A 26,104-nucleotide genomic window follows, 5' to 3' on the forward strand; every position below is an offset into this window, starting at 1 on the left:
ATCAAATTTAGTATACAACTTTCCCCAGCAGATGAAAACCTGAAAAAACATGGCGGACGGTTACGGGAAATGCTTCAGGAGTTCCGCAAGCGCATTTTCCTCAAACACCGCGATCCCGTATTCCCGGACCATAAACGGGGAAATCCGGGCGCGCTCGCCGTATTCAAGAATAAGCGGCGCATTTTGTGTTCCCGGTTTTTGCAGCAAATAATACTGGTCTTCGAATATATAAAGGCTGCACGCGGAAATCCGGCCGATCTGGTTTAAAAAGCCCGCAAGCGCAATCACTTCCTCAATCGATGGAAAAAAGTAGGCTTCTTCCTGTTCCAGCGTTTCCGGATCCGCCCATTCGCCCGGATCCGCGTCGTCCGCTTCGCCCACTGTCAGAATAAACACCAATTCCTGGACATTAAATGAATAGATTTCAATGGTCAGCATATCGCTTTCGCCGACATGGTAAGCCTGATCCGCCAACTCCAGCATTTCTTCAAATAAATGATTCCAAATGGGCGAGTCGAGATCGTTTTCCATAATACCGCGTTCCGATAACTCTTCAAACGTAATGGAGTATTTAATTTTATTGGATGAAATCCGTTCCAGCTTCATTGATTTCCGCCCCCTGCATACGGATCTTACCTTATCGTATGCGGAAGGGGAAAGATGGTTCATGATGGCCGCCTGCTGCTTTCGATCGTAATTAAATGGGCTTCCGGTTTTGCACAAAGCCTGAGTGGAACAAGTGTCGTGCCGTAACCGTTGCTTATGAGGTGGATGACATTGCGCACTTTTCTCACCCCGCCGCGCCTGTAACGGCTAAGGCCGAGAATACGAATCTGCCCGCCGTGCGTATGGCCGCTCAGCATCACATCGATATTGTCCCATTCATGAAGCTGGTGGATCATTTTCGGGTTATGGCTGATTAAAATCCGGAGATCGTCCGGCTGCACCGATTGAAGTGCTTCATCGAGATTTTCGTTTTCCGTCGTCAAATCATCCACGCCGATCAGCGCAATTCGTTTTTTCCCGTTTACATATACAAAATCCGCCGCGTTGCGCAGCGTGCGGACGCCGGTTCTGGCAAAAACGGTCGCGAGCGCTTCGCCGTCCGCTTCATAATCATTATTTCCCCACACAAAAAATACCGGGCCAATTTTTTTCAGCAACCGCAAATTTTCCTCTGTTCTGGAAAGCGGAACCCCCTTTTCCAGCAAATCTCCCCCGATTATTGCAAATCGTGCTTCTCCTGTTGCCTCTTCGACCAGCCTGGGATCAATTTTGCGCCGGTGGATATCAGAAATAAAGAAAAAAGTGCACGGCTCCTCTCCGGCCGGATACTCATCAAGCAAAAACCGGTGCCGGATGAGCCGATTTAACGATGCTTCATAATGCATATACATCAATAAAACAATGCCAAGCAAAAAGGCAATCGATAAAAATGCAAACATACACGAGTGCTCCTGTTCCGCCGGGTGCTGGCCGGCACAAACGAAATTTTCTGCAATCCCTATCCGTATTATATCTTAATCATGGCAGATAGAAAGCATTCCGGCATTGTTTTTGACATAGCGGGAGAGAACCGCACATAAAATGAAAAAGACTTTTAAATGTCAGGAGGACTGAGATGAAAAACCATTATAAAACGTATCATCCCTTTATCGGACCGTTTGACCCCTGCCCGCCGATAACCGAAAAAGTTTACTCCACCCCGCCGAATTTGTATTTAGGGTTTCAGCCCCCGAACCTTCCGCAATTTGCACCGCAGGAAGCGTTAAGGCGCGGGACGCTTTGGAGGCCGCTTTATGACCCGTATTACAGCCCTTATGAACGGGCAAAGGAGGAAAACGATTGAAGCAGCTGCCAAAAGAGTATTACACAAGGCTTGAAGAACTGCAGGCCCTTGATTTTGCACTTGTGGAACTGAACCTTTATTTGGATACCCATCCCGATGACCAGGCAGCGATCGAACAGTATAACACTTTTGTCCATGCCAGGAAAAAAGTCAAAAGAGCATTTGAAAAACAGTTCGGGCCGCTGACAAATTTCGGGCACAGCTATTCGCCAACGCCTTTCCAGTGGAAAGAGCCGCCGTGGCCATGGCAGGTATAAGCAAATAAAGGAGGAAACCGTACATGTGGATCTATGAGAAAAAATTGCAATATCCCGTCCGGGTCTCAAGCTGTAACCCGAGACTTGCGAAACTTTTAATCGAGCAGTACGGCGGAGCGGACGGAGAGCTTGCGGCAGCGCTCCGGTATTTGAACCAGCGCTACACCATCCCAGATAAAGTGATGGGGCTTTTAAATGATATCGGCACAGAAGAACTGGCCCATCTTGAAATGATCGCGACGATGGTCTTAAAATTAACAAAAGATGCCACGCCGGATCAATTGATTGCTGCCGGCCTTGACGCGCATTATGTGGACCATGATAAAGCGCTCCATTATCATAATGCCGCAGGAGCCCCGTGGACAGCTACCTATATCCAGGCAAAAGGGGATCCGATTGCCGATATTTATGAAGACATTGCCGCCGAGGAAAAAGCGCGGGCTACGTATCAATGGATCATCAATTTAAGTGACGACCCTGACCTAAATGACGGGCTCCGCTTTTTAAGGGAGCGGGAGATTGTCCACTCGCAGCGGTTCCGCGAAGCCGCGCAAATTTTAATGGAAGAAAGAGACAGAAAAAAAATTTTTTAGAAGATGCCGGGGCATCTTCTTTTTTTCGGCGGCTTTTAGTCTCCGTACCTGTTCCGGTGAATGGCTACTTGTTCTCGTGGTATAAATTAATATCAAACTCTTTTTGCATCATTTCGAATACAAGGTGGCGATCCTTCCAGCTTTCCCCTTTCCATAAATCTTTGCTTTTATCAATAATTTCGCAGCGGAGCGCATGAAATTCTTTTTCAGCCTTTTCCCGCTTGTCAAACAAGATTTTGCTCATGCCCCAAAGCGCAGCGGCCAAAAGCAGGAAAAACAGGTGAAACGGGCTTTCAGAAATACCGGAGAAAACGGAGAACACGGAACCGGCATTTTCAAAAGACCTGTAAACATAGTAGGCCCATGCGCATGTGTAGAGCATGCTTGTCCAAAGAAAAACAAGATGCCGCTTCCGCAGGCGGTCAAATTTTTTTTTGCGTTTGACAGCACTTTGCAGCATCTGCTTTGTCGCCGCATCTGTCCCTTTTAGCCCGGTGATGGACGGCTCCATACTGATCCCCCCTCACTCTACTATATGCGGCAAGGGACAGATCCATGACAAGCAGGCAGCTGCCCTGTCCTGAAATTTCGCCGGCAGATTCTCCTCTTTTTGGGGCGCCATTTATCGCGGGATGGGCATCTATCTGAAAAACAAAAACGTATAACAGATGTAAACGGCAATTGGCACTAAAATAAAAATGACAGCCAATAGGTTCACAAGCGGCAACCGGGAGCGGGATTCCTTTTCGGTACTTTTCCGCTTTTCTGCCCGCGAAACGGCCGCCGCCGTTTGTTTCTCCGTTTTTTCCTTTGCTTTGCCGGCCGGTTCAAGCTTTTGCCGCCGTTTTTCCATTTCAATGATATATTTTTCGTCTGACATGGCTTCCCCTTCCCCACATCCGGACTAAATCCCCTGTTTTTTGATGCGGATACCTAGTAAACAATCGATTGTAAAATGCATGATGATGACCGCCGGAAGATTTTCATGAGAAAGCACATAAACGGCACCAATCCAAAAACTCAAAAGCAGCACATTCGCGATTAAATACCAGTGGCCAAAATACCGGATATGCATGAGTGCAAAAATAAGGCTTGCTGCCGGCAATCCAAAATGCGTCTGGATGGCGCCCCGAAACAAGAGCTCTTCCGCCACCGCGATCAGCGCCGTTAAAGCAATAATAGACGGAACCGAACGGGTTTTAAAAATCCGCTCATTCACGCCCCCGTCATCATAATACGCTTTCGGGAGCCATTTCATGAGCAAAGTATCCGCAAAAACGACAGCAACTCCGTTTAATAAACCGTATGCACATTTCGCAAATGACATACGAAAGTGCTGAAAAAATGCTTTGCCATCCGGAAATAACAGAAATCCGAGCAAAGCGGCAGCAAACAGGAGAATCAGCTGTGTCAAAATTAAGTGAAAAGTAAGTTCCCGGTCTGTGAGTTCCTTGATCAAATCCGCCTGTTTTCTTCGTGCCATTTTTGTTCCCCTTTTCTGAATAGGTCCTGCAAAAGCAATTCCCATGCAGGAACGGTTTCGAGGGTGCCCCCGCTTTTTTGATTGCTTTCATATAAGGCTGTTTCAAGGCCGCAAATGTCACAGCACGCTTCATTGCCAGCAGCGGGCGGTTCACCGAAATACCGTAAAATTTCCGAGCGGCGGCATGACGAAGACCGGACCATCTGCACCATTTCCTTTAACTTCCGGCGCTTGTACGCCATCCGCTCGTTCCGGATGGCTGCAACCTCCCGGGTCCATGCTTCTTCCGGCAGGTTAAGCACTCTGTGGTGCAGCAGAAACCGGAGTTGCGGTTCCGTGCATCCAAGCGCCGCCCCGGCTTCCTTCAAATCTCCTTTCCATCTGCTGAAAGCGGCCAATTGTGCATCAGTCGGAAGCTCAGCCTCGATCAGCTGAAGCGGGAGCCGTTCATCCCCTTCCGTATACAAAAGGACGGCAATGCTCGGAAGCCCGTCCCGCCCGGCTCTGCCGATTTCCTGCAGATAGGCTTCCATCTGCAACGGCAGGTGAAAATGGATGACAAAGCGGATATCTGCTTTGTCCACCCCCATGCCAAACGCGCTTGTCGCACAAATGATCTTGATCTGTCCGTAAATAAACTGCTGCTGGATCAAAATTCTTTGCTCCTGGTCGATGCCGCTGTGATAGGCGGCCGCTTCGGCGATTCCCTCCTGCCTTAACCGCGCCGCCATTTCCTCAGCCGCCTTTTTGCTTGAAAAATAGATGATGCCGGGCTTCTGCAAGTTTTTCGCATAGGCAACTAGTTTTTCCTCTTTTTCGCGGTATGAAGGAATCCGGTCTATTTTAATGGCGATATTGGGCCTGTTGACAGAATAAATAAACCGGTTTGGGTCTTTTAAGCCAAGATACTTGCAAATATCGTCCCTCACCTGTTCTGTTGCTGTGGCGGTCAGAGCTAGGGTAAGCGGTGTGCCCAATTGTTTCCGGACTTCGCCAAGGTTTAAGTATTCCGGCCTGAAATCATGACCCCACTGGGAAATACAATGCGCTTCATCGACTGCAAAGAGCGCAGTCCGGATGGTTTTTAATTTTCCGAGGACATAGCGGTTGTGCAGCATCTCCGGCGAGACAAAGATGAATTTGAAAGCGCCCAGATGTGCAAGGGCCGCTTCCCGCTCCGGACCGGTTAAAAACGAATTTAACGCAACCACACTTTTTTCGCCGCGCATTTTCATCTGCTCTGTCTGGTCCTGCATGAGCGATAAAAGCGGGGAAACGATGATGCAGGACCCGTCCAGCAAATAGGCAGGCAACTGGTAGCATAAAGATTTTCCGGTACCGGTCGCAAGCATCGCCAGTGTATCTTTGCCGTCCAGCAGTGAACGGATGACTTCTTCCTGCCCCGGCCGGAATGCGCTGAACCCGAACTTACTTTTCAAAAAGCTTAAAAGATCCACTGCGGCCCATCCTTTCTGCCAATACAAGGCGAATATGGAAATACGGGATGTCCCCTACTTTTTCTTTAATCGGTTTTAATTTCTTCGTATTTAAATCAGCGGCTGCCTGGATGATCTTTTGTTCTTCATCCTTTGGCACATACCGGTTCAGTGGAAAATCCGGGACCGTTAACGCGATTTCAATCAAATGGTCTTCAATCGTGCTTTGTTTTAACCCTCTCAGCGTGCTGATTTCCGCAATCGTTTTCCCTTGCTTCAAGAAGCCGAATGTCACCGCGGCAGACCGGGTCAGTGGCAAGGCCTTTTGCACATCGTGAAGCATTTGGTATAAATACCGGAATGTTTCAGGATCTCCAAGGATGCGCCGGACGATAAAATGAAGCAAATGCAAAAATCGGTACCAGTACTCTACAGGATCAAGGTGCAGGGCGGAGGCAGCCTGCGTGATCGTATATCCGATCCGGCCCGCACCCGTCAACCGAAGGACAAAAATTTCAGGCTTTTCCGGCGGGCTGCCGGAAAACAGGCTGTAAAATTCACGGTACAGATGCTCCGCTAACGCAATCCTGCTTTTTGCATGCTGTTTCAGCCAGTTTTTTGCCCAAGCCTGAAGAGCCGGGTCCCTTTGAACCGGATAATATACTTTATTTCCATACACTAAGTTGGATACGGCCTGGGTAATGAGATTCAACCTTTTCCAAAACAGATTTGCCGAATCCTGGTATTTCAAGCCGTCCAGGTAAGGAAACCGTTCTTCCATCCTGCCGGTTGCCAAAAGCAGGGCAGCACCTTTTTCTGTGACCACGCAGGCATCCGGGCCGCTTTTTTGCAGCAACCCGGCTTTTAATAGGGCCTCTACTTCGCGTGTGAAAGCCTCACGGGAAATAAATGGAAACGTTTGAAAGAGCCTGCCAATCTTGAAAAAATGGGAATCCTGGATCGTCTGTGCTGATTTTTTGCCGTTTAATAGATGAAAAACAGCATAAGGGGTGCGTTCTCCATTCAGGTTGCTGAAGCAATCCAGCAATACAGCCTGTAAAAAAGGCATCTGAATCCTCTCCTGTTCTTTAGCTGAAAAAAGGGGGAAGTGCAAGGAAAAATCGGGGGTTGGTTCTATTTTAACATGGAAACAGGCGATTTGTTTACCATTTTTTTCATTGATTCGACAGGTTTCACGAACTCCGCCAGCCCGCTATTGAAATAAGAAAAAAAGAGTTTTAAAATGAAGGAGAAACACCGGCATGCCTTCGTGCACATGACGAGGCTGCCTGTTTTTCTTTTCTGCCATGATTGAACAACGAGGAGGAATCAAAATGGCAAAGTTTACAATCGTGGACAAAGATACATGCATCGCTTGCGGCGCTTGTTCCGCCAGCGCTCCTGATATTTTCGACTATGACGATGAAGGGCTTTCTTTCGTGATTTTGGATGATAATAAAGGCACTGCGGAAGTCCCGGAAATATTGGAAGATGACCTGATGGATGCCTTTGAAGGATGCCCGACAGAATCGATTAAAGTTTCCGACAAGCCTTTTGATGGCGATCCGTTAAAATACGAATGAAAAAAGCAGGCTCAAATGGCCTGCTTTTTTTCATATTCTTTTTCCCCCAATGGCGGATGCTTTGTCAATCCAATTTTTCATTTTTGTAAACATGAGCATAAACAAAACCGTCACGATGAGGCCTTTTACAAGATTAAAAGGCAGCACGCCCGCCACAATATACGCTTTTACATTCCCGACCGAAAAGTTCATGAAGTACAGGTAAGCCGGTAAAATGACGAAATAATTTAAAATGCTCATACATACCGACATGGATACCGTGCCAGTGACTAGACCTACAGTCATGCCTTTTTTTGTCCGCATCCGTTTGTAAATGAGATATGTCGGCAGGACGAACAGCATCCCTGCAAAAAAGTTTGCCACATTCCCGATCGGTACCCCTGCTTCACTGCCGAGCGATAGATAATTCAGGATATTTTTGATCAGTTCCGCTACAACAGAAGCCATTGGCCCGTAAAGAAGGGCTGCCACCAATACCGGAATGTCGCTGAAGTCCACTGTTAAAAACGATGGAAAAGGCGGAACCGGAAATTTAATAAACATCAGCATAGAAGCCAGAGCACTGAGCAACGCGACCGCAACGAATTGCTTTACATCCCATTTCTTCATTTAAACTTCCTCTCTCCTTGTGACCGATTTATCATCAAAGGAAGAAAGGTGCCACGGACCAAAATGAAAAGCCCCTGACAAAATGTCGGGGGCTTTGTAATAGGCGAGTCCAAATAAGCGTTTAACACGTCATTAAACACTGGCAACCTTTATCTTCTCCCATCCAGACTATACTGTCGGTTTTGGAATTTCACCAAATCCTGCCGAAAATCCGGCTCGCGGACTGAAAGGCAACTGCCTTATCACCGCCGGTCGGGAATCTCACCCAGCCCCGAAGATAAATCGTATGAAATTTTGATTACAAGCTTATTATACATGCCGGCTGCCATTTTGTGAAGCATTCCGCACCACTTTCATTCATTTTTTATTTTCAGCACCTGGCCGGCCATAATCCGGTCCGACCGCAATTTGTTCCAGCTTTTCAGTCTTCCCACGCTCGTATGAAAATGGAGGGCAATGTTCCAGAGCGTGTCGCCTTTTTTCACAGTGTAAGCTGCAGGCTGAGGGACGGTGGAAGCAGCAAAAACCCCGTAAGGATCATGGGTCTTGGCGGAAACCGTCTGGCCCGGCGCGCCTGGTCCGAAGATCAAAAACGGGTCAATGGCGTTTTTCTTATCCGGCGTCCATGGCCCGTTATGCACTTCAAAATGAAGATGGATACCAGTTGAATGGCCGGTCGAACCCATATAGCCGACCACCTTTCCTTTTTCAACATGCTGCCCCGCTCTCACTGCCCTTCCGGCAAGATGGGCGTAAACCGTTTCATAACCGGACGGATGGCGGATAAAAACAACATGGCCGTAGGATGCGGACAGATAGGAACGGGTAACGGTACCTTCTTGGGCGCTGAATACTTTTGCGCGGTATCTTCCGGCAATATCAAGCCCTTTATGTGTGCCGTATCTTGTGTTAAATGTGTCGGAGATCGTCCCTGCCGCCGGAAAAATCCAGTCTTTTGTCGCTTCATGGATAACCGACCCGGATGCGGCTACGTCATTTGCCGAACAGGCAAACCCCAGGCATGCAGCTGTCAATGAAACGAAAAGGCATATTTTGATGTATGCCGGCAATTGATCCACCCCATTTTCATTTTTTCAATTCCGTTTCAAGCAAAGCCATCTTCTAAGATGCGCAAAAAACGGGAAAATATACAAAAAAAGGCAGACCCGGCGCAGAGGTCAGCCTTTTTTTGGAAGGAAAAATGAAAAGGTGGTCCCTTCCCCTAATTTGCTTTTGACAAAGATCCGGCCACCATGCCCTTCGACAATGTTTTTGGCAATCGCAAGGCCCAGCCCTGTTCCCGATTTGCCGCGCGTCCTTGCTTTATCCGCTTTGTAAAAGCGTTCAAATACAAACGGCAAATCCTCATCCGGTATACCGGATCCGTTGTCTTCGACGTGTACATATACGCCGCCGGGTGCTTCTTCCTCTTTTACTTTGACGTAACCGTTCGGGGAAGTATGCCGGAGGGCGTTATCAATTAAATTCGTCAGCACCTGTTCAATTCTGTCGGCATCGATTTCAAGGGTGAGATCGCTGTCCGAAGTCTCGCAAACGAGGTCGATTCCTTTTTCTTTCGCGATGCCGTTAAATTTATGTGTCACTCTTTCAATGAAACTGTTAAATGAGACCGGCTCCATTCTGAACGAAAAATGCCCTGCTTCCATTCTTGCCAGATCGAGCAGCTCATTGACAAGCCGGCCGATCCTTAGCGTTTCATCGTAAATGATTTTGGCAAATTCTTTCTTTTCTTCTTCACTTGCCGCAATATCATCAATGATCGCTTCGCTGTATCCCTGCAACATGGCAACCGGCGTCCGCAATTCGTGCGAAACGTTTGCGATAAAATCATCGCGCAGCTTGTCCAGCTTCCGTTCTTCCGTCATATCGCGGATAATGGTGACAACGCCGCGGATCCGGGACAAATTATAAAGCGGGCTTGCAATCATAACATAGTACCGGCCGTTGATTTCAATTTCATCCGTCTGTTCTTTCTCCGTTTCGACCACTTTCGCAAGCAATGCGGACAACCCTTCAGGAAGCGGGGCGTCTTTTGCAGCCTGGTTATGATACCAGTTTTGAAGAAACATCTCAGCCGGCGGGTTCATGATTAAAATGGCACCGTCCCGGTTAAAGGTCAAAACACCGTCGGCCATGCTGCTTAAAATATTCCGCAGCTGCTCTTTTTCCTGCTTTAAGGCGTCCATATTAAATTTAAGCTGTCGCCCCATCGTATTAAAAGCGGTGGCCAGTTCCCCGATTTCATCACGGGTTAAAATCGGCACCTTTTTGTCAAAACGCCCTTTTGCCACTTCAAAAGCCGCTTCCCGCATTTTATGCAATGGCCCGCCAATCCTTTTTGAAAGGAAGAAAGCAAAGCCGGTCGTTAAAATAATGGCAATGCCTGCACCGAGCAAAATGATTTTTGTCGTTTGCCGCGTCATTTCCTGAAGCACTTCCAATGACTGGTAAACAAATACCGCGCCCGGTTCTTCCCCCTTCACATGAAGCGGGACGGCCGTCACAATCACATGATGGTACTTATTGCGGGAAGACCCGCCAGAAGGGGTTAACTCTTTGCTCACTTTCTTCTTTTCGCTAAACACTTGGGACAGCTGCTTGTCCTTTAAAATCGACGCGTACGGGATCCCTTTGTATGATTTGGAACCGGACGGATAAAAGATATCATTTTTGCGGTAAACGATCATGACTTTCTCGTTTTGGTCCAGAACGCCGAGGGCAATTTCTTTCCCGATCTTTCCGCTTGGGTGCTCCTCCATAATCCTCGAGATTTTTTGCGCCGTATTAGACAAATCCTGCTCAATCTGATTGATATGGTATTCTTCAAAAAACTTGAGCAACAGTACCGTCAGGATGAGCAGAACGCAGGCAACCATCAGCAGAATGGTCATCCACAGTTTCCCGACAACCGTCCGCCAAATTCTCATTCCGGCGCAACCTCAAATTTATACCCGACGCCCCAGACGGTAACGATCATTTTAGCCGCGTTTTCGCTCACTTTATTCAATTTTTCCCGCAAGCGTTTGACATGCGTATCCACCGTACGGAGATCACCGAAAAATTCATAATGCCATACTTCTTTTAAAAGCTGTTCGCGGTCAAACACTTTATCCGGAGATTTGGCGAGAAAATAAAGCAGCTCATACTCTTTCGGGGTCAGATTGACTTCCTTTCCGTCCGCTGTGACGCGGTGAGCATCATTGTCAATGGTAATATGCGGGAAAACGACAATGTCTTTTGCTTTTGTATCCGCGTTTAAGAAACCCGTTTGCAACGACCGGCGGAGCAGGGCTTTCACCCGCAGTACCACTTCGCGCGGGCTGAAAGGTTTTACAATATAATCATCCGCGCCAACTTCAAATCCTTCCACCCTGTTGGCTTCTTCGCCTTTAGCCGTCAGCATGATCACGGGCGTCATTTTCTTTTCGTGCAATTCCTGGCACACTTCAATGCCGTCTTTGCCCGGCATCATAATATCGAGCAAAATGCAGCTGTAGTCTTTTTCAAGCGCCATTTTCAAAGCGGTATCGCCGTCTTCCGCTTCATCTATCGTGTAATTTTCCCTTTCCAAATACATTCGTAACAGGCGCCGGATCCTTTCTTCATCATCAACCACTAAAATTTTTACATCCTCATCCATGGCTATTCCTCCTCAGTCAATATCAGCCGCCTGCTGCGAGCAAGATTCATCCAGCCGGTAAAATCCTTGCGGGCTTCCCGGGGCCATGCAAGCCGCCCGCATCCCCGGGTGGGGCTCCCGGGGATGCGCAGGATTCAAAAGCTTACAAAATCAGGCATACGAATGCAGCCCAGCAATGACAAGATTTACTGCAATCAGGTTAAACAGAATAATGGCAAAGCCAATGACGGCCAGCCAGGCGGATTTTTCACCTTGCCAGCCTTTTGACATGCGCAAATGGAGAAAAGCGGCATAAAACAGCCACGTAACCAGTGCCCACACTTCTTTCGGGTCCCAGCTCCAAAATTTGCTCCAGGCAATTTGTGCCCAGATCATCGCAAAGATTAACGCGCCGAGCGTAAACACCGGAAACCCGATCAATACCGAACGGTAGCCGATCTCATCCATTAAATCCGCATTTATATTTTTGGTGAGCGGTTTTAACAGCGCGCCGATCCGCTTTCTGGCCGCCAACCGGACCAGCACGTAAAGAATGATGCCGCTCAAAACAGACCAGAGCACCGTGTTCAGTTTGACGGCATTGATAAAGGCCGGCACATAAAACCACGGCGTCATTCTCCCAGCTGTTAAAAGTTCCCCGCCATGCGGCCCGATAACAGCCGGCATATGGTAGACGAGGGCATTTTCCCCCGTGTTTTTTGCCCCGTTGCGGTCAATCCAGCTGAAATCCACTTTGTAATGAAACAAGCCGAAAGCGGATTTTGCAACAATAAAACCGGCGATGCAGATTAAACAAAGCATAACAAATTCCAGCCAGAAAGTCTGCCGGTTTGATTTTTGCTGATCAGTGCTTTTCACAAGGTAAATCAGCCCGGCAGCAAAACTGACAGCAAGAATGGCCTCCCCGGCGGCCGCCGTTGTCACATGAATCTGCAGCCAGTAGCTCCTGAGAGACGGCACGAGCGGATTGATGTCTTTCGGGAACATGCTTGCATAGGCAATCAAAAGAAGTGCAACCGGCAAAGCAAACAGCCCGAGCACCGCACTCCTGTAAAGAAAATAAATGACCATAAAGGCTCCAACAAGCATCATACCAAAAAAAGTAGTGAATTCAAATAAATTACTTACAGGGGCATGCCCGGATGCGATCCACCTTGTAATAAAATAACCGGCCTGGCAAATAAACCCCGCAACCGTTGCGAAGATCGCAAAATTTCCCCACTTCGTTTTTTGCGGCCCAGTGCTTCCCTGTCCCTTTTTCGGTGTGCGGATCGCGCCGCCAAACAGTAAAGTGCCGATTAAATACAAAAGAAATGCGGCGAACAACAACCGGCTGCTCGTTTCGACCAGATTTTCCAATTTTCCCCCTCCTCATCCGATTGCTCCTGTCTGTTTAAGCCGTATGGGCCTGTTGCGGATTCTTCCGTTCTTTTCTGTCAACAAGCGCCGGCATGCCGGATGCGCTGAGCACCCATTCCAGCTCCCTTTTTAGCCCGTACCAGTTTTTATTTGTATGGGCTGCCAAAAGCACGGCGCCTTTCTCCCGCTTCAGCCAGAAACGGCGGTGATTCCAGTACGCGCCCTGAATGACCCCGATCATAAAGATCGCGCCCCCAACGGCCAGTACCCAGAGCGTCTCGTCTTTTCTTACGGCCAAAGCAGAAACATTCCGCGTTTCAAGCCCGGCAAAAGCCAGCTTGTAGTCATTTTTTCCGAGCGGTTCCACAGTCTGACGGATGGCAACAAAGCTTTTTTCCCCTTTCGGATGCTCCGGCGAAATTAAGCTAAAAAGAAAAGCAGGATTGTTTGGAATATACGAATCCGTTTGCGGCTCCCCGTTTTTGGCAAACCCTGTAAACGAAGGATAGTAGCCGAGCAGCTTGACTTTATAGCCGTTTCCGAGCGGGTACTCCGCCTTTGGATGGTACAGGTCAATTTTAAGTTTGCCGTATATTTTTTTATTCGACTTCTTCTCAAAAGCAAAAGACATCGCCTGGAATTCATCCAGCTTGTAATCCATTTGATACACGGCGTAATGTCCGAATTTCAAAGGCTTATTGACCTGGATGCGGTAGAATTTCACTTTTTTAAGCGGGGCGTCTTCCCCTAAAACGCGCTTTTTCCCCTGCTTGTAAAGCACGGCATCCGTCTCGAAATTTTTCGCAACATTGCCGACCCTATTCAGTGCCGATTCAAAATTTTGATTGTCTTTTTTGCTGTAAACTTGCAGCTTGAATTGCTTGTTCAGGAGCACATACTGCCCGTTTGTGCCGGGGAGCACCGCTTTTTCTCCTTCCCTCACCCAGACCAGTTCATCGACATACATGCCGGGAACAAAGCGGAGCATAGAGCCGCAAAGAAAGATGATCAATCCGATATGGTTGACGTACGGCCCCCAGCGGGAAAACCGATTTTTCTCGGCAAATAAGTTCCCGCCTTCTTCGCGGATTTTATAATGTTTCGCTTCAAGCCGGTGTTTGACCTGTGCATAAGCGGCGTCATCGATGGCCCCTTCCTTTTTCACGTACAGGCGCTGCCGCTTCAGAAACCCTTCATGGCGCGCTGCTTTCTGGTTTGAGAGGGCGCGGCGCAGCGGGATAAAGCGGTCAAGGCTGCAAATGACGAGCGAAACGCCGATCAGGGCGATGAAAAGCAGATACCACCAGGAATTGTACAGGTTATCAAATCCGAGCGTATACCAGAGCTTGCCGAACCAGCCGTACTGATTCTCGTAATACTCGGACGGGTCGACATTGGAAGGGATATAGTCGGCCTGGGGCAGCACAGTGCCGAGTGCTGACGCAATTAACGTCAGGACAATCAGCCAGACACCGGTTTTTACGGACGAAAAAAAATTCCAGATTTTATCCACCGGCGTTTTTTTATACACTTGCGACCTGCGCGCGCTTCCTTCATACCGCATATCATGGAGGACTGCCGCCTCCGCTTCTGCTGTCAGCGCTTTCCCGCACGACTCGCACAAAACGGTCCCGGGAGGATTCACATGTCCGCACTCACATTTTATATCCTTCATTGTCTCTCTCCTCGGTTATGGTTTGATCATATCCATCATGTCCTGAATGTCTTTTTTGGAGAGGTTTTGGTTTCCAATGATCACTTTTTTGACTTTCCCGTCCGGCCCGATCAAAAAGGTTGTCGGAAGGGGGTCGATGTGATACGCATGCTGGACATCACCGTTTTTATCAATCAGCACCGGGAACGTAAGCCCGTACTGTTTCACGAATTCGTCCACAAGAAAGCGCGTATTTTTTACGTGGACGGCAAGAATTTCCACGCCTTTTGGTTTATAGGACGAATAGAGTTCATTCATATAAGGCATTTCTTTCTTGCACGGCTCGCACCATGTCCCCCAAAAATTCAAAAGGACACCTTTCCCTTTATAATCAGATAACCGGTACGTTTTCCCATTCAAATCTTTCAGGATAAAATCAGGGGCCTTATCCCCCGCTGCAAGCGCTCCCCGCGACTCCTTCGTCGCATTTGCATACAGTGTGTAACCGACAGCCAATACCAAAACAGCGAGAATCGCGGCGCGGAAAATGAGACGTTTCTGTTTCGTTTGTGACATTGCTCCTCCCCCTGTCCAAAAGTGTCACACAACTCTCATACATTATAACATTTTTCTGTCCTTTTTCGCTGTTTTTTGAAGTTTTTGTGAACAAAATAAGCCCCTTAACTTGCGCTTTTATTTACGGGAGGCGCCGCCGTTTTCGGCAAGGGATCTTAACGTCTTGACTTCGTGCGGGGTGAGCTCCCTTTTTTCGCCCGCGTTTAATCCTTTTAATGTCAGCATGCCGTATGCTTCGCGCCGCAGTTTTTCAACCGGGTAGCCGAGATGTTCGAACATGCGCCTCACTTGCCTGTTTCTGCCTTCATGGATCGTAAGCTGGACGATCGCTTTCTTTTTTCGTTTGTCCATGGACAACAGTTTTGCCCTGGCAGGCGCAGTCATGCCGTCCTTTAGCCGGATCCCTTTTTCCAGCTGCTTTAATTCCTGCCTGGATGGAATGCCGGAAATCCTTGCAATATACGTTTTGTCGATTTCAAAACGCGGATGCATCAGAAGGTTTGCAAATTCACCGTCATTGGTGACTACTAAAAGGCCCGACGTGTCGTAGTCGAGCCGGCCGACCGGATAAACCCTTGCACCCGCATCGCGGAAATAATCGCTTACCGTTTTTCTCCCTTTGTCATCGCTGACAGTGGAAATCACCCTTCTTGGTTTATAAAAAAGGTAATATACTTTTTCTTCACGCTCAAGCGGAATGCCTTCCACTTCAATTTTATCCGACTGGGATACTTTTGTCCCCAGCGTTCTGACTGTCTCCCCGTTCACTTTTACTTTCCCTTCCAGTATCAGCTGTTCCGCTTTTCTCCGGGATGTGACACCGGCCTGTGCGATCACTTTTTGCAAACGTTCCATCCGTTACACCTCAATCTGTTTTGCTTAAACTATCCTTTAAGCATTATGGCATAACGTAAATAAAATGCAAAGCCGGACGAGCGAAACAAGCACCCTGAAATGACGGAGAAACCGTTTTTTCTTTTACCGCGTCAGAATAACAACAGCACCATGAAAATCGCAATCATAATCCCGAACAGATCGGCGAGCAGCCCGACTTTTAAGGCGTCCCCCATTTTCCGGATGCCGACTGCCCCGAAATAAACGGTTACAACATAAAGGGTGGTATCCGTGCTGCCCTGGATGACGGATGCCATTCTCCCGATGAGCGAGTCCGGCCCGTATGTTTTGATCAGATCCGCCATCAGGGCAAGAGCGGCATTGCCGGAAACCGGCCGGATCAAAGCAAGCGGCACGACTTCAGATGGGATACCGAGCAAATGCAGGGCCGGTTTTAAAAATCCGACAAAAAAATCGAGCGCCCCTGAGGCCCTGAAAATTGTGATCGAGACAAGCATGCCAACTAAAAAAGGAATGATGGAAAAGGCAATTTTAATGCCTTCTTTGCCGCCTTCCACAAATGTTTCGTAAGCCGGCACTTTTTTCCATGCGCTGTAAAGCAGGATAAATCCGACCATTGCCGGAATCAGCCAAATTGAAATCAGTGAGATCCATTTCAAAAACATCACTTCCTCCGTTTCGTCCGCCGGTGGTAAAAATAGCGGTCAATGCAAATGGCGGCAATGGTCGTTGCAAAAGTGGCGATGCAGGTCGGCGCCACAATCTCGGTCGGATGCGCGGAACCTGCATTCAGGCGGATGGCAATCACCGTTGCCGGAATAAGTGTGAGCCCGGATGTGTTTAAAGCAAGGAACGTGATCATTGAACGGCTTGCTTCCGGTTTCCTTCCGTTCAGTTCGTGCAGCTGCTCCATCGCTTTAATGCCGAGCGGAGTGGCGGCATTTCCGAGCCCAAACATATTGGCAATCATATTGGAGAGGATGTAGCCGAGTGCCGGATGGTTGTCCGGCACATCCGGAAACAATTTTTTTATCACCGGCCGGAACAGGCGGGAAAGTTTCGAAAGGAGGCCTGAAACTTCCGCAATCTTCATCATCCCGAGCCAGAAAACAAGAACGCTGATCAGGCCGATGCTGATCGAGACCGCATCGCGCGCGGATGTAAAAATCGCCTCGTTCACCGCCTGCATCTTGCCATTTACCGCCGCAAAAACGAGCCCGATCACGGCCATGCCGATCCAAATATAATTAACCATTGTTTTTCAGCCCCAATTGGATCCAAAATGTCTCTTTGAACTGTTCAAGCCATGTTTCTTTCTCTTTAACCGGCGTTTTCTGATAATAAATAGGCGTGCTCGCGATCACCTTTTCGTTTAAATAAACAATCGCCCTTCCGACGGTCTCCGGCACTTTTTCCGGGTCTTTCCACGAATTTTCAGGCTTTTTGATCCGGTATTCGACTTTTACGGCGTCTTCTTCTCCGGCTTTAAGCGGGTAGGTGATATCCCGTTTCACATAAACATGCTGTTTCAAATATTTCGTGCGGACGGCGGCAACCGGCCCCTCTTCCACAATCCGTTTCCTGTCATACTGGCTGAAGCCGTACTCATACATCGCAATATGGTCATCCCAGTCATCCGAATCGTTCAGGGTAACGGCGATGAGATTTTCGCCGCCTTTTGCCGCCGTTGTCACAAGTGTCCGTCTGGCCGCTTTCGTATAACCGGTTTTCCCGCCCGTACAGTACCGGTACTTTTCAGTCAGCAGCCGGTTTTTGTTCCGCCAGCCTTTGTAAAATTTCGTGCCGGTAATTTTCCGGAACTCTTTATTTTGCATCGCGTATTTCATTAACAGCGCCATATCGTAAGCGGTCGAATAATGGCGGCCACCCGGGTCTTCAAGGCCGTTCGGGTTAGCAAAATGGGTGTCATGCATGCCGATCTCCTTCGCTTTTTCGTTCATCATAAAAACAAAGCCTTCTATGCTGCCCCCGACATTTTCGGCAATGACATTGGCGGCGTCATTTCCCGACCGGAGCATGAGCCCGTAAACAAGATCCTTCATTTTCCATTTGTCTCCCGGTTTCAAATACAATGATGACCCCTCGGTACGTACGGCGCGGTTCGAAACGACAGCCTCCTTGTCCATTTTTCCCGATTCAATGGCCACTAGCGCCGTCATGATTTTCGTAATCGAGGCAATGCTTCTCGGTTCATATGCATCTTTTTCGTACAAAATCCGCCCTGTATCCTGGTCCATTAATATCGCGCTTTTTGCCTGCACAGACGGCGTATCAGCAGCAGCCGCTCCGGGCGGAAGGGCCGAAAAAACAAGCACTGCAAGCGCCGCATATAGGAAGTACCGTTTCATAAAGAAGCTCCTTTTTTCAGCTTTTCCAAACCGCGTTTTGTACAAGTTTATGCACGGAACAGGAAGAAATAACCGGAATATGTGTGAGACGAAAAAAGCCTGCACCAATTTGGGCAAGCTTTCTTCACGGCGAAAATCCGTTTTCGCCTTTTTCTTCATGGAATTTTTCAAAAAACAGATCTGCTTCTTCCTGCGAAAATTCGTCTTCCGGCTGTTCGGGAAACGGCGGCAGTTCTTTTAAACTTTTCAGCCCGAAATGGTCAAGAAATTCTTTGGTCGTACCGTAAAGGATTGCCCGCCCGGCGCCTTCCTGCCTGCCGACTTCCTGGATGAGCCCTTTTGCCATCAGCGTCTGCAGCGGCCTTTCTGTTTTCACACCGCGGATTTCTTCGATTTCAATTCTTGTAATCGGCTGTTTATAGGAGATGATCGCCAGTGTTTCAAGTGCCGCCTGCGATAATGTATTCGTATTCGGGGATTCGACCAGTTTTTTTAAATACGGCGCATGCTCTTTTTTGGTTGCCAACTGGTACGTGCCGGCCAGTTCAATGAGCGTAATGCCGCGATCCGGGTCGTTTTCATATTGTTCTTTTAAACGCTTTAAAATTTCAACTGCTTCAAACTCTTCAATTTCCATTACATGGGAAATTTGCTTCAGGGAAAGCCCCTCGTCCCCTGCAACAAACAACAGGCTTTCGAGGATGCCTTTCCAATGGACGATTTCCATATCAATCCCCCTCTTTCCTTACAACGGTAATGTCACCGAAATTTTCTTCCTGTACCGCCATAATTTGATGGCGCTTAATCAGTTCCAGGACAGCCAAAAAAGTTACGACAATTTGTTCTTTATCGTGAAAAGAGAATAAGTCGTAAAATTGGACGCTTCCCGGCGCCGTTTCCAGCTGTTTTAAAATTTCATCCATTCTTTCTTCGATCGAGATTTCCTGCCGTGTGATTTTGGTAAACAGCGGTTTTTGCAATTTTTTTCTGCGCAAAAGTTTATTTAACGCGCCGATCATATCATAGATCGTCACATTGGCGCCGATTTTTCTTCCATCTGCGTCCGACGCATACGCCGACAAATCGCTCGGCGGCTTGGTGAAGATTTCGCTGCGGCCGGCTTCAAGGCGTTTGAACGTGCTGGCTGCTTCCTTGTATTTTTTGTATTCGAGGAGGCGCTCGACAAGTTGTTCGCGCGGGTCTTCTTCCACCGTATAATCTTCATCCGGTTCATCTGGCTCCTGTTTTGGCAAAAGCATTTTGCTTTTGATCGCCAAAAGCGTGGCCGCCATCACAAGATATTCGCTTGCGACGTCCAGTTCAAGCTCTTTCATTGTATGGATGTAGTCCAAATACTGCTCGGTAATTTCAGCAACCGGAATATCGTAAATGTCGATTTCAAGCTGGTGGATCAGATGCAAAAGCAGATCGAGCGGTCCTTCAAACGCGCCGATTTTCACCTTATATTCCATAAAATTGTACACCGTTCCTTTTTCAAAGCGTCAAAATAAGTATAGCCTGAAACGTATGTATCTCCAATCAAAAGCGCGCAGATGGGCAGGAGTCCATACACGTTCCGGCGCGCCTACATAGTATACCATGTAATGACTGTTGAGGGAGGGGTTATCATGGCTGACGGTTTTGGCTGGGGCAGCGGATTTGCGTTAATTGTCGTGCTTTTTATTTTGTTGATCATTGTCGGCAGTGCGTATATCTGGTAACCGTAAAAAGGGCCTCCGGCATCATGCCGGCAGGTCCTTTTTGCCGTATCCGAAATAAAAGAAGACCCGGTCAGGACAGGTCTTCTTTTTCAGCACACTTATGGAAGAAGTCAACAATGTATTTATTCGGAACCACTTCTTTTCCTTCATACATTTGTTTTAAAGCCTTGACCATGCTTTTCCCGATTCCTTGGTCGCGATAAGACGGATTGACGGAAATATGCTGGATTTCCACTTTGTCCCCATCCAGTACAACCCCGATCAGGCCAACAATGTCATCATCCTCTTTCCATAAAAAAAGCTGCCACTTGTCTTCTGTTTCGTACAATTGCTTTGTTTGCTGCAGCTTTTTCAAATCTTTTTCATCTGGCATAAAGGACAACAGGCCCATTGCAATCTTATCGAAAGATTTTTTATACCGAATTAACATACTGAATCCCTCGTAATCATCCAATTTAATTCAAACGCTTTACTTATTAGTATATTCCTATTTCAGAGAAAGTAAACAAGGCACGTACAATATTTTCCAAAAGCAAGTCCGGAAAACAAGTGCCATCCGCTTTTCCGCCCCGGATTTGTCAAGAAAGCGGCACGCGCAGACGGAGATCATTGCGGATCAGGTCTTCGTACGTCTCCCGCTTTACGACAAGCTCATCTTTGCCGTTTTCGACAAACACAACCGGCGGGCGTGGGATCCGGTTATAGTTATTTGCCATCGAATAACCGTAAGCGCCAGTGCAAAATACGGCCAAAAGGTCATCGCTGCCTGTCTTCGGCAGCGGCAGATCCCAAATCAGCATATCCCCCGACTCGCAGCATTTCCCGGCAACGGATACGGTCTCTTCGCACTTATCAAGCGGACGGTTGGCCAGCACTGCTTCATATTTTGCGTCATAAAGTGCCGGGCGGATATTGTCGCTCATCCCCCCGTCAACCGCAATATATTTTCTGACATGCGGCACTTCCTTGCGGGACCCGACCGAATAAAGCGTCGTCCCGGCTTCGCCGACAAGCGAGCGGCCCGGTTCGATCCAGATCTCGGGAACCGGCAGGCGGCGGGAACCGGCCTGTTTCTTCACTTCTTTGACGATTTCTTCTACATAATAAGCAGGCGGAAGCGGATGGTCTTCTTCCGTATAGCGGATGCCGAAACCACCGCCAAGGTTAAGCACTTCCGGAAAATAACCGTACCTGGCATGCCACTCGTCCAGTTTATCCATAATTTTCTGCACAGCCAGGACAAAGCCGGCTGTTTCAAAAATTTGCGATCCGATATGGCAATGCACCCCGAGCAATTTTATCCAGCCGGATGAAAGCACCTGCTTCAGCGCCGCCTCCGCCTGCCCGTTTTGCAAGTCAAAACCGAATTTTGAATCTTCCTGGCCCGTTAAAATATAATCATGCGTATGGGCTTCAATGCCCGGTGTGACCCTTAAGAGCGCGGAAACTTTGCGGCCTTTTTCAGCGCACAAGTTTTCCAGCATGTCAAGCTCGTAAAAATTATCGGCAACGATGCAGCCGATTCCGGCATCAAGCGCCATTTCCAATTCTTCCCGGCTTTTATTGTTGCCGTGGAAATGAATGTGTTCAACAGGAAACCCGGCAGCAAGGGCAGTATACAGTTCCCCGCCTGAAACAACATCCAAAGACAGCCCCTCTTCATCTGCAAGCTGGATCATGGCAATGGCGGAAAAAGCCTTGCTGGCATAAGCAACCTGGGATTTGACGCCGAGTTTCCGGAATGTTTCCTTGAACGCTCTGGCCCTTTGCCGTATTAAAGCAACGTCATATACATAAAGAGGCGTTCCGTAACGGGCAGCGAGGCTTACCGTGTCAACACCGCCGATTTCGAGATGCCCCTTTCCATTTACCTTTACCGACCCGTTATGCTTCATGTTTTCAACCCCACCTAATATTCCGCCAATCGGGAGAGAAGCCTTCCCGGCATAAACCGGGGTAGGCTTCCCTCCCTTTCCTAGAGCTTTTGCGTTAATTTTCTACTAACTTTAACATAAAAACAGGCTTTCTGCAATAGTTTCAAGCTTCAGGCGGCTGGCGGAAGCGATCGACCGGGTGGACAATGCTCGGGCGGTACTTGGAGCCCGGAACCGGCCTTCTGAACAGGATTTGGAAAAATGCCTGCGGGTTAAACGGGATAAACGGCCAGAAATACGGCGTGTTCAACGGCCGGATGGACACGAGGAACAGCAGAAAAACGGTGCTGCCGATCACAAAGCCTTTGACTTTAAAAATTGCTACGATAATCAGTAAAATCATTCTCACAAGTTTATTCGCCACGCTCAGCTCATAACTTGGTGTGACAAAAGTGCCAATCGCCGCGGCGGATACATACAAAATGACTTCCGAAACAAACAGCCCGGCTTCAACCGCAATCTGCCCGACCAAAACGGCCGCAATCAAGCCCATGGCGGTGGCGAGCGGCGTCGGCGTATGGATGGCGGCAACCCGCATAAACTCAATGCCTAAATCGGCGATAAGAAGCTGAAGGACAAGCGGGACATGCGACTGCTTATTCGGCCCAATGTAATCCAGTTGCTCCGGCAAAAGCGACGGTTCCACCGCCACTAAATACCAAAGCGGCAGGAGAAAAAGAGAAACGGCAATCCCGAAAAACCGCACCCAGCGGATAAACGTGCCGACAGCTGCAGCCTGGCGGTATTCTTCGGCGTGCTGCATATGGTGAAAAACCGTTGTCGGCATAATCATCACGCTTGGTGAAGTGTCCACCAATACAAGCACATGCCCCTCCAGCAAATGGGTGGCCGCGACGTCCGCCCGTTCCGTATAGCGGATCAGCGGGAAAGGATTATAATTTTGTTTCAAAATAAATTCTTCTACCGTTTTATCTGCCATCGTAATTCCGTCAATATCAATCGCCTTCAGTTCTTTTCTGACCGTTTCGATGACTTCGGGATCTGCCACGCCTTCAATATAAGCAATCGATACATCCGTTTTCGAGCGTTCGCCAACTTTCATCATTTCAAAGCGCAGCCGCTCATCGCGGATCCGCCGCCGCGTCAAGGCCGTATTGATAACAATATTTTCAACATAACCGTCACGCGCCCCACGGACGACTTTTTCCGTATCCGGTTCCATCGGCGTCCTTCCCGGATAACTGCGAACATCGATAATAAATGCTTCTTGTTTTCCTTCGACATAAATGGCGATCAGCCCGGACAGCACTTCATCGACCATTTCATCATAGGTTTTGACTTTTTCGACCTGCATATGGACGATGTAATTTTCAACAAGCTCATGCACTTTCCCGGAAGAAAATTTGCCGTTATTTAATCTCAGCAGTTCTCTCATAATTTGGATAATCGAAATCGTTTCCGTGAGCCCGTTGACATAGTACAGCTGGATTTCTGTATCAAGGACCTGGATTTTTCTGACACCAATATCATAACTGATGCCAAGTCCGACTTTATTTTTAAAAAATGCTTCCACTTCTGCCGGATTGGATGAAATCAGCCTTTTCCTGCCTGTTTCAGCCATGCTTGAACCCGCTCCTTTCCAAGATCAGTCGTACCGCTTTTTCTGTGATCGGGGCGCCGATATGATAATCGTCTTTTTTCGACATTTTGCCGACATCCCCGATGCCGACAATAATGGGCACGTCCAGCCGGTCAAGACTGTAAACCGTGTCCCCGTTGATTTTTTTCAAATCCATTTCCGGAATGCCGAATTTGTCCACCCCGTACGGCGTGATTTCACCGGTATTGTCAATGCACACATCCACCCTTGACCATTCGGCCTGATGGGTTTTCGATGCGACCGCAATCACGCCGAGCACTTCGATGCGCGGATGCCCGGCCACAAAAGTGAGCGCCTCTTCGCCGGGTCCCGGGCCGATCACCCCTGAATCATCGAACATGGCAAAAACAGGGTCTCCGGCCGCCTTGAGGATCAGGTCCGCGATCTGCTCCCCACAAAGCCGGGTTGGATTTCCGTATGATTGTGAAATACAGCGCCCGCCCATTTTTTTCGCGACGCATTCGATTGCTTTTTTCGCATACTCATCCCCGTCCGTGACAAGGATCACCCGCCGTTTTTCCCCCATGCCGGTTGTTCCTTTCTTAATGATTTACATAATAAAGCCATTGAAATAAAGCGCCAGCCACCTTCCCGAGCACGATCGCCATCAATGCGCCGGCAAGACGCCCGTCCATTCCAATTCTTTTGGAAAAAATTGGGATGACATTGACCACTTCTGTGAGCGCCGCAGCAAGCATGCCGACAAACAGGCCGCAAAACAACCCGACAGGCGCCGCAACGATTGCTGAAAGCCGGCCGCCTGCGTCACCAAGCCCCCACCATGTCCCGGACAGCACCCCGAATACAACTGCCCATTCGTATGATTGGATGAACCGTTCTGTCCTGGACAGCTGGACAAGCCGCGGCACAATGCCAAGCACCGTTAAAAAAGCCACATACCCGCAGCCGACCACAAGCCCGCCGCCGAGCCCGCAAAACACGGTGAAGATTTGCTTAAGGATGGTCAAAATGTTTCATGTTCTCCTTATTCTCATTCAACAGGATATAATGGTCGATGTCCTGCTGATAGTTGAAAATTTCAACTTCAAGCGGGCTCGGTTCTTCATTAAATTTCTTTTTAAATGCATGGTTAAAAAAAATTACCATACCCGCCCCGAGGCCGAGCGAATAGGGAATTTGAAACATAAGCGGCGTATTGTCGCGGATGCCTGTAATCAGATAATAAATTTTTTCCTGGGCAGCCCGCATGCCGACATCTTCGTGAAAATTGATAATCCCAAGCGCAGAGCCTAAAAAAAGCAAAATCCAAATCAATATAAAAAACAAAAGCGGCAGGTACCTCTTTTTTGCGGCTACTTCCACAATCGTTGCCGCCGGACCGACCGGAGACACGGCAGCGTCCGGAATCTTTTTCTTGATACAGGAAATAATTTTCATCATATCAATGACAACGGTGTTCCCGTCGGCCTTGGAAATGGTTTGGACGGGGGTGTCCAAAAGGGTTTCCTGTATACCGGACGGCGCGTGAATCTGGGCAATATGGGATAATCTTACAGTAAAGCCCGGATTGACGCGAATACGGTGGCGGAGCCGCAAATAAATCGTTTCATCCACTGCCTTCACCCCCTGCTTTCATACGTTGTGTTTGTAGTATGTGATATTGGAAGATTTTCATGCACCAGTTTCATGCTGTATGTATCGTATGATCAGGCGATTCGCCGGACTTTTGCACGCTTCCTGTACTTTTTTCCATTGCCGGATGATTTTCGGCTTCTGTTGGACGCCACATCCGGGAATAAAAAAGCAAAAAAGCGCACGTTTACAACTCCATGCGCTCTTTCATTACTTCAAGTATTTTCTTTTCAAGCCGTGAAACCTGCACTTGCGAAATGCCAAGCCGTTCGGCCACTTCGGACTGTGTCTGGTCTTTGTAATAGCGGAGGTACACAATCAGCCTTTCGCGCTCCTCAAGCCCTCTGATCGCTTCCTGGAGGGCAATCTGGTCAAACCACTTTTGGTCGTTCTGGTCTGAAATCTGGTCGAGAAGCGTGATCGGGTCGCCATCGTTTTCATATACCGTCTCATGGATCGATGACGGGGCTTTGCCTGCCTCCTGCGCCATGACGACTTCCTCGACCGGCATCCCGAGTTCTGATGCGATTTCGTGCACGGTCGGCGATCTCCCCAGCTTTTTCGTTAACTCATCGCGGGTTTTGCGGATCCGGTTGCCCGTTTCTTTCAAAGAACGGCTTACTTTCACCGTTCCGTCGTCGCGCAAAAACCGCTGGATTTCCCCGATGATCATGGGGACTGCATAGGTGGAAAATTTGACGTCATACGAAAGATCAAATTTATCGACCGATTTTAACAGCCCGATACAGCCGATTTGAAATAAGTCATCCGGTTCATATCCGCGATTCAAAAAGCGCTGGACAACCGACCAGACAAGGCGCATATTTTTTTCAACAATCAGGTCGCGTGCCCCCTGGTCCCCTTCCTGGCTGCGCCTGATCAGGTTTTTCACTTCCTCATCTTTTAACCGGGTTTTCTTTTCTGCCTTTTTCAGTTCTGCATCCATCGGCA

Annotated in this window: 32 protein-coding genes and 1 riboswitch; of the genes, 5 read left to right on the top strand and 27 right to left on the bottom strand. The window is 48.5% G+C overall.

Annotated elements, in window-relative coordinates; genetic code table 11:
* Positions 1–60: 60 nt before the first annotated feature.
* Positions 61–606, bottom strand: a complete 546-nt coding sequence (locus NST70_RS08650) for an adaptor protein MecA (protein ID WP_017550477.1) — start codon at positions 604–606, stop codon at positions 61–63.
* A 59-nt stretch (positions 607–665) separates the two neighbouring features.
* Positions 666–1,445 carry a metallophosphoesterase gene (locus NST70_RS08655; RefSeq protein ID WP_026683317.1) on the bottom strand — a complete coding sequence of 260 codons (780 nt, stop codon included), beginning with the start codon at positions 1,443–1,445 and terminating at the stop codon, positions 666–668.
* 176 nt (positions 1,446–1,621) lie between these two features.
* On the opposite strand from NST70_RS08655, the gene NST70_RS08660 reads away from it, so the two are divergent.
* From NST70_RS08660 to NST70_RS08670, 3 genes are read left to right on the top strand one after another with little or no spacing between them, the layout of a single operon-like run.
* Positions 1,622–1,849 (top strand): spore coat associated protein CotJA, encoded by a 228-nt coding sequence (locus NST70_RS08660; RefSeq protein ID WP_014098137.1) that lies wholly within the window; start codon positions 1,622–1,624, stop codon positions 1,847–1,849.
* The gene (locus NST70_RS08665) at positions 1,846–2,106 is read left to right on the top strand and encodes a spore coat protein CotJB (protein ID WP_014098136.1); all 261 of its coding nucleotides are present in this window, start codon (positions 1,846–1,848) and stop codon (positions 2,104–2,106) included. The genes NST70_RS08660 and NST70_RS08665 overlap by 4 nt, the downstream gene beginning before the upstream one ends.
* Before the next feature lie 23 nt (positions 2,107–2,129).
* Complete coding sequence (locus tag NST70_RS08670; RefSeq protein ID WP_014098135.1) at positions 2,130–2,699, top strand: manganese catalase family protein; 570 nt, start codon at positions 2,130–2,132, stop codon at positions 2,697–2,699.
* 64 nt (positions 2,700–2,763) lie between these two features.
* On the opposite strand, the gene NST70_RS08675 is transcribed toward NST70_RS08670, so the two are convergent.
* The 5 genes from NST70_RS08675 to NST70_RS08695 all read right to left on the bottom strand — a co-directional run bounded on the left by NST70_RS08675 (position 2,764) and on the right by NST70_RS08695 (position 6,687).
* A complete protein-coding gene (locus tag NST70_RS08675) occupies positions 2,764–3,210 on the bottom strand; it encodes a YpbF family protein (protein WP_035188060.1) in 447 nt (148 codons plus the stop codon).
* 129 nt (positions 3,211–3,339) lie between these two features.
* Positions 3,340–3,579: a hypothetical protein gene (locus NST70_RS08680; protein WP_014098133.1), complete on the bottom strand. Its 240-nt coding sequence runs from the start codon at positions 3,577–3,579 to the stop codon at positions 3,340–3,342.
* 24 nt (positions 3,580–3,603) lie between these two features.
* The gene (locus NST70_RS08685) at positions 3,604–4,182 is read right to left on the bottom strand and encodes a CPBP family intramembrane glutamic endopeptidase (RefSeq protein WP_035184675.1); all 579 of its coding nucleotides are present in this window, start codon (positions 4,180–4,182) and stop codon (positions 3,604–3,606) included.
* Complete coding sequence (locus NST70_RS08690) at positions 4,155–5,639, bottom strand: ATP-dependent DNA helicase RecQ (protein WP_035184673.1); 1,485 nt, start codon at positions 5,637–5,639, stop codon at positions 4,155–4,157. Before NST70_RS08690 ends, NST70_RS08685 begins: the two co-directional genes overlap by 28 nt.
* Positions 5,611–6,687: a helix-turn-helix domain-containing protein gene (locus tag NST70_RS08695; RefSeq protein ID WP_035188058.1), complete on the bottom strand. Its 1,077-nt coding sequence runs from the start codon at positions 6,685–6,687 to the stop codon at positions 5,611–5,613. The genes NST70_RS08690 and NST70_RS08695 overlap by 29 nt, the downstream gene beginning before the upstream one ends.
* Positions 6,688–6,952: 265 nt before the next feature.
* Here NST70_RS08695 and NST70_RS08700 point away from each other — a divergent pair, with 265 nt between their 5' ends.
* Positions 6,953–7,201, top strand: a complete 249-nt coding sequence (locus NST70_RS08700) for a ferredoxin (RefSeq protein ID WP_014098129.1) — start codon at positions 6,953–6,955, stop codon at positions 7,199–7,201.
* A gap of 30 nt (positions 7,202–7,231) precedes the next feature.
* Here NST70_RS08700 and NST70_RS08705 read toward each other — a convergent pair whose 3' ends face one another.
* The 13 genes from NST70_RS08705 to NST70_RS08765 all read right to left on the bottom strand — a co-directional run bounded on the left by NST70_RS08705 (position 7,232) and on the right by NST70_RS08765 (position 19,756).
* On the bottom strand, positions 7,232–7,810 hold the full coding sequence (locus tag NST70_RS08705; protein WP_342474846.1) for an ECF transporter S component: 579 nt from the start codon (positions 7,808–7,810) through the stop codon (positions 7,232–7,234).
* A 147-nt stretch (positions 7,811–7,957) separates the two neighbouring features.
* A riboswitch (FMN riboswitch) is annotated at positions 7,958–8,093 on the bottom strand.
* 70 nt (positions 8,094–8,163) lie between these two features.
* Positions 8,164–8,880, bottom strand: coding sequence for a peptidoglycan DD-metalloendopeptidase family protein (locus NST70_RS08710; protein WP_014098127.1), 717 nt, complete (start codon positions 8,878–8,880; stop codon positions 8,164–8,166).
* A 108-nt stretch (positions 8,881–8,988) separates the two neighbouring features.
* Positions 8,989–10,758, bottom strand: a complete 1,770-nt coding sequence (locus tag NST70_RS08715) for an ATP-binding protein (RefSeq protein WP_035184669.1) — start codon at positions 10,756–10,758, stop codon at positions 8,989–8,991.
* Positions 10,755–11,471 carry a response regulator transcription factor gene (locus NST70_RS08720; protein WP_014098125.1) on the bottom strand — a complete coding sequence of 239 codons (717 nt, stop codon included), beginning with the start codon at positions 11,469–11,471 and terminating at the stop codon, positions 10,755–10,757. The genes NST70_RS08715 and NST70_RS08720 overlap by 4 nt, the downstream gene beginning before the upstream one ends.
* Positions 11,472–11,621: 150 nt before the next feature.
* On the bottom strand, positions 11,622–12,821 hold the full coding sequence (gene ccsB, locus NST70_RS08725) for a c-type cytochrome biogenesis protein CcsB (protein WP_061565236.1): 1,200 nt from the start codon (positions 12,819–12,821) through the stop codon (positions 11,622–11,624).
* Between the two features lie 43 nt (positions 12,822–12,864).
* Positions 12,865–14,505 (bottom strand): cytochrome c biogenesis protein ResB, encoded by a 1,641-nt coding sequence (locus tag NST70_RS08730; RefSeq protein WP_035184667.1) that lies wholly within the window; start codon positions 14,503–14,505, stop codon positions 12,865–12,867.
* Between the two features lie 15 nt (positions 14,506–14,520).
* Positions 14,521–15,060, bottom strand: a complete 540-nt coding sequence (resA, locus tag NST70_RS08735; RefSeq protein ID WP_035184665.1) for a thiol-disulfide oxidoreductase ResA — start codon at positions 15,058–15,060, stop codon at positions 14,521–14,523.
* Between the two features lie 117 nt (positions 15,061–15,177).
* Positions 15,178–15,915 carry a pseudouridine synthase gene (locus NST70_RS08740; RefSeq protein WP_035184663.1) on the bottom strand — a complete coding sequence of 246 codons (738 nt, stop codon included), beginning with the start codon at positions 15,913–15,915 and terminating at the stop codon, positions 15,178–15,180.
* A gap of 131 nt (positions 15,916–16,046) precedes the next feature.
* A complete protein-coding gene (locus tag NST70_RS08745) occupies positions 16,047–16,580 on the bottom strand; it encodes a spore maturation protein (RefSeq protein ID WP_019720473.1) in 534 nt (177 codons plus the stop codon).
* On the bottom strand, positions 16,580–17,170 hold the full coding sequence (locus NST70_RS08750; RefSeq protein WP_013859547.1) for a nucleoside recognition domain-containing protein: 591 nt from the start codon (positions 17,168–17,170) through the stop codon (positions 16,580–16,582). The genes NST70_RS08745 and NST70_RS08750 overlap by 1 nt, the downstream gene beginning before the upstream one ends.
* The gene (locus NST70_RS08755) at positions 17,163–18,443 is read right to left on the bottom strand and encodes a D-alanyl-D-alanine carboxypeptidase family protein (protein WP_080666377.1); all 1,281 of its coding nucleotides are present in this window, start codon (positions 18,441–18,443) and stop codon (positions 17,163–17,165) included. Before NST70_RS08755 ends, NST70_RS08750 begins: the two co-directional genes overlap by 8 nt.
* Complete coding sequence (scpB, locus tag NST70_RS08760; RefSeq protein WP_014098117.1) at positions 18,409–19,011, bottom strand: SMC-Scp complex subunit ScpB; 603 nt, start codon at positions 19,009–19,011, stop codon at positions 18,409–18,411. Before scpB ends, NST70_RS08755 begins: the two co-directional genes overlap by 35 nt.
* Position 19,012: 1 nt before the next feature.
* The gene (locus NST70_RS08765) at positions 19,013–19,756 is read right to left on the bottom strand and encodes a segregation/condensation protein A (RefSeq protein WP_017550482.1); all 744 of its coding nucleotides are present in this window, start codon (positions 19,754–19,756) and stop codon (positions 19,013–19,015) included.
* 156 nt (positions 19,757–19,912) lie between these two features.
* On the opposite strand from NST70_RS08765, the gene NST70_RS08770 reads away from it, so the two are divergent.
* Entirely contained in the window at positions 19,913–20,005 is a 93-nt protein-coding gene (locus NST70_RS08770) for a YjcZ family sporulation protein (protein ID WP_014098115.1), read from the top strand.
* A gap of 70 nt (positions 20,006–20,075) precedes the next feature.
* Here NST70_RS08770 and NST70_RS08775 read toward each other — a convergent pair whose 3' ends face one another.
* The 7 genes from NST70_RS08775 to sigF form a co-directional block, all read right to left on the bottom strand.
* Positions 20,076–20,435, bottom strand: coding sequence for a GNAT family N-acetyltransferase (locus tag NST70_RS08775; RefSeq protein WP_014098114.1), 360 nt, complete (start codon positions 20,433–20,435; stop codon positions 20,076–20,078).
* Between the two features lie 148 nt (positions 20,436–20,583).
* A complete protein-coding gene (gene lysA / locus NST70_RS08780; protein ID WP_035184659.1) occupies positions 20,584–21,900 on the bottom strand; it encodes a diaminopimelate decarboxylase in 1,317 nt (438 codons plus the stop codon).
* A 142-nt stretch (positions 21,901–22,042) separates the two neighbouring features.
* Positions 22,043–23,521, bottom strand: a complete 1,479-nt coding sequence (locus tag NST70_RS08785; protein WP_014098112.1) for a spore germination protein — start codon at positions 23,519–23,521, stop codon at positions 22,043–22,045.
* Positions 23,514–24,086 (bottom strand): stage V sporulation protein AE, encoded by a 573-nt coding sequence (locus tag NST70_RS08790; protein WP_014098111.1) that lies wholly within the window; start codon positions 24,084–24,086, stop codon positions 23,514–23,516. Before NST70_RS08790 ends, NST70_RS08785 begins: the two co-directional genes overlap by 8 nt.
* Before the next feature lie 16 nt (positions 24,087–24,102).
* Positions 24,103–24,528, bottom strand: a complete 426-nt coding sequence (locus NST70_RS08795; RefSeq protein ID WP_014098110.1) for a stage V sporulation protein AB — start codon at positions 24,526–24,528, stop codon at positions 24,103–24,105.
* The gene (locus tag NST70_RS08800; protein ID WP_014098109.1) at positions 24,515–25,135 is read right to left on the bottom strand and encodes a stage V sporulation protein AA; all 621 of its coding nucleotides are present in this window, start codon (positions 25,133–25,135) and stop codon (positions 24,515–24,517) included. The genes NST70_RS08795 and NST70_RS08800 overlap by 14 nt, the downstream gene beginning before the upstream one ends.
* Positions 25,136–25,340: 205 nt before the next feature.
* On the bottom strand, positions 25,341–26,099 hold the full coding sequence (gene sigF / locus NST70_RS08805) for an RNA polymerase sporulation sigma factor SigF (RefSeq protein ID WP_014098108.1): 759 nt from the start codon (positions 26,097–26,099) through the stop codon (positions 25,341–25,343).
* Positions 26,100–26,104 lie beyond the last annotated feature (5 nt).

The organism is Weizmannia sp. FSL K6-0777, from assembly GCF_038593185.1.
Classification (GTDB): Bacteria; Bacillota; Bacilli; order Bacillales; family Bacillaceae_C; genus Weizmannia; species Weizmannia faecalis.

Excerpts from the sequence above, each read along its gene's own strand:
- NST70_RS08650 (WP_017550477.1), bottom strand. The coding sequence starts at position 606 with ATGAAGCTGGAACGGATTTCATCCAATAAAATTAAATACTCCATTACG.
- NST70_RS08785 (WP_014098112.1), bottom strand. The coding sequence starts at position 23,521 with ATGGCTGAAACAGGCAGGAAAAGGCTGATTTCATCCAATCCGGCAGAA.
- NST70_RS08770 (WP_014098115.1), top strand. The coding sequence starts at position 19,913 with ATGGCTGACGGTTTTGGCTGGGGCAGCGGATTTGCGTTAATTGTCGTG.
- NST70_RS08720 (WP_014098125.1), bottom strand. The coding sequence starts at position 11,471 with ATGGATGAGGATGTAAAAATTTTAGTGGTTGATGATGAAGAAAGGATC.
- NST70_RS08680 (WP_014098133.1), bottom strand. The coding sequence starts at position 3,579 with ATGTCAGACGAAAAATATATCATTGAAATGGAAAAACGGCGGCAAAAG.
- scpB (WP_014098117.1), bottom strand. The coding sequence starts at position 19,011 with ATGGAAATCGTCCATTGGAAAGGCATCCTCGAAAGCCTGTTGTTTGTT.
- NST70_RS08775 (WP_014098114.1), bottom strand. The coding sequence starts at position 20,435 with ATGTTAATTCGGTATAAAAAATCTTTCGATAAGATTGCAATGGGCCTG.
- NST70_RS08745 (WP_019720473.1), bottom strand. The coding sequence starts at position 16,580 with ATGTTTTTGAAATGGATCTCACTGATTTCAATTTGGCTGATTCCGGCA.
- NST70_RS08655 (WP_026683317.1), bottom strand. The coding sequence starts at position 1,445 with ATGTTTGCATTTTTATCGATTGCCTTTTTGCTTGGCATTGTTTTATTG.
- NST70_RS08790 (WP_014098111.1), bottom strand. The coding sequence starts at position 24,086 with ATGGGGGAAAAACGGCGGGTGATCCTTGTCACGGACGGGGATGAGTAT.
- NST70_RS08740 (WP_035184663.1), bottom strand. The coding sequence starts at position 15,915 with ATGGAACGTTTGCAAAAAGTGATCGCACAGGCCGGTGTCACATCCCGG.
- NST70_RS08750 (WP_013859547.1), bottom strand. The coding sequence starts at position 17,170 with ATGGTTAATTATATTTGGATCGGCATGGCCGTGATCGGGCTCGTTTTT.
- NST70_RS08765 (WP_017550482.1), bottom strand. The coding sequence starts at position 19,756 with ATGGAATATAAGGTGAAAATCGGCGCGTTTGAAGGACCGCTCGATCTG.
- lysA (WP_035184659.1), bottom strand. The coding sequence starts at position 21,900 with ATGAAGCATAACGGGTCGGTAAAGGTAAATGGAAAGGGGCATCTCGAA.
- NST70_RS08730 (WP_035184667.1), bottom strand. The coding sequence starts at position 14,505 with ATGAAGGATATAAAATGTGAGTGCGGACATGTGAATCCTCCCGGGACC.
- NST70_RS08700 (WP_014098129.1), top strand. The coding sequence starts at position 6,953 with ATGGCAAAGTTTACAATCGTGGACAAAGATACATGCATCGCTTGCGGC.
- resA (WP_035184665.1), bottom strand. The coding sequence starts at position 15,060 with ATGTCACAAACGAAACAGAAACGTCTCATTTTCCGCGCCGCGATTCTC.
- NST70_RS08685 (WP_035184675.1), bottom strand. The coding sequence starts at position 4,182 with ATGGCACGAAGAAAACAGGCGGATTTGATCAAGGAACTCACAGACCGG.
- NST70_RS08715 (WP_035184669.1), bottom strand. The coding sequence starts at position 10,758 with ATGAGAATTTGGCGGACGGTTGTCGGGAAACTGTGGATGACCATTCTG.
- NST70_RS08695 (WP_035188058.1), bottom strand. The coding sequence starts at position 6,687 with ATGCCTTTTTTACAGGCTGTATTGCTGGATTGCTTCAGCAACCTGAAT.
- NST70_RS08670 (WP_014098135.1), top strand. The coding sequence starts at position 2,130 with ATGTGGATCTATGAGAAAAAATTGCAATATCCCGTCCGGGTCTCAAGC.
- NST70_RS08755 (WP_080666377.1), bottom strand. The coding sequence starts at position 18,443 with ATGAAGAAAAAGGCGAAAACGGATTTTCGCCGTGAAGAAAGCTTGCCC.
- NST70_RS08705 (WP_342474846.1), bottom strand. The coding sequence starts at position 7,810 with ATGAAGAAATGGGATGTAAAGCAATTCGTTGCGGTCGCGTTGCTCAGT.
- NST70_RS08675 (WP_035188060.1), bottom strand. The coding sequence starts at position 3,210 with ATGGAGCCGTCCATCACCGGGCTAAAAGGGACAGATGCGGCGACAAAG.
- NST70_RS08660 (WP_014098137.1), top strand. The coding sequence starts at position 1,622 with ATGAAAAACCATTATAAAACGTATCATCCCTTTATCGGACCGTTTGAC.
- sigF (WP_014098108.1), bottom strand. The coding sequence starts at position 26,099 with ATGGATGCAGAACTGAAAAAGGCAGAAAAGAAAACCCGGTTAAAAGAT.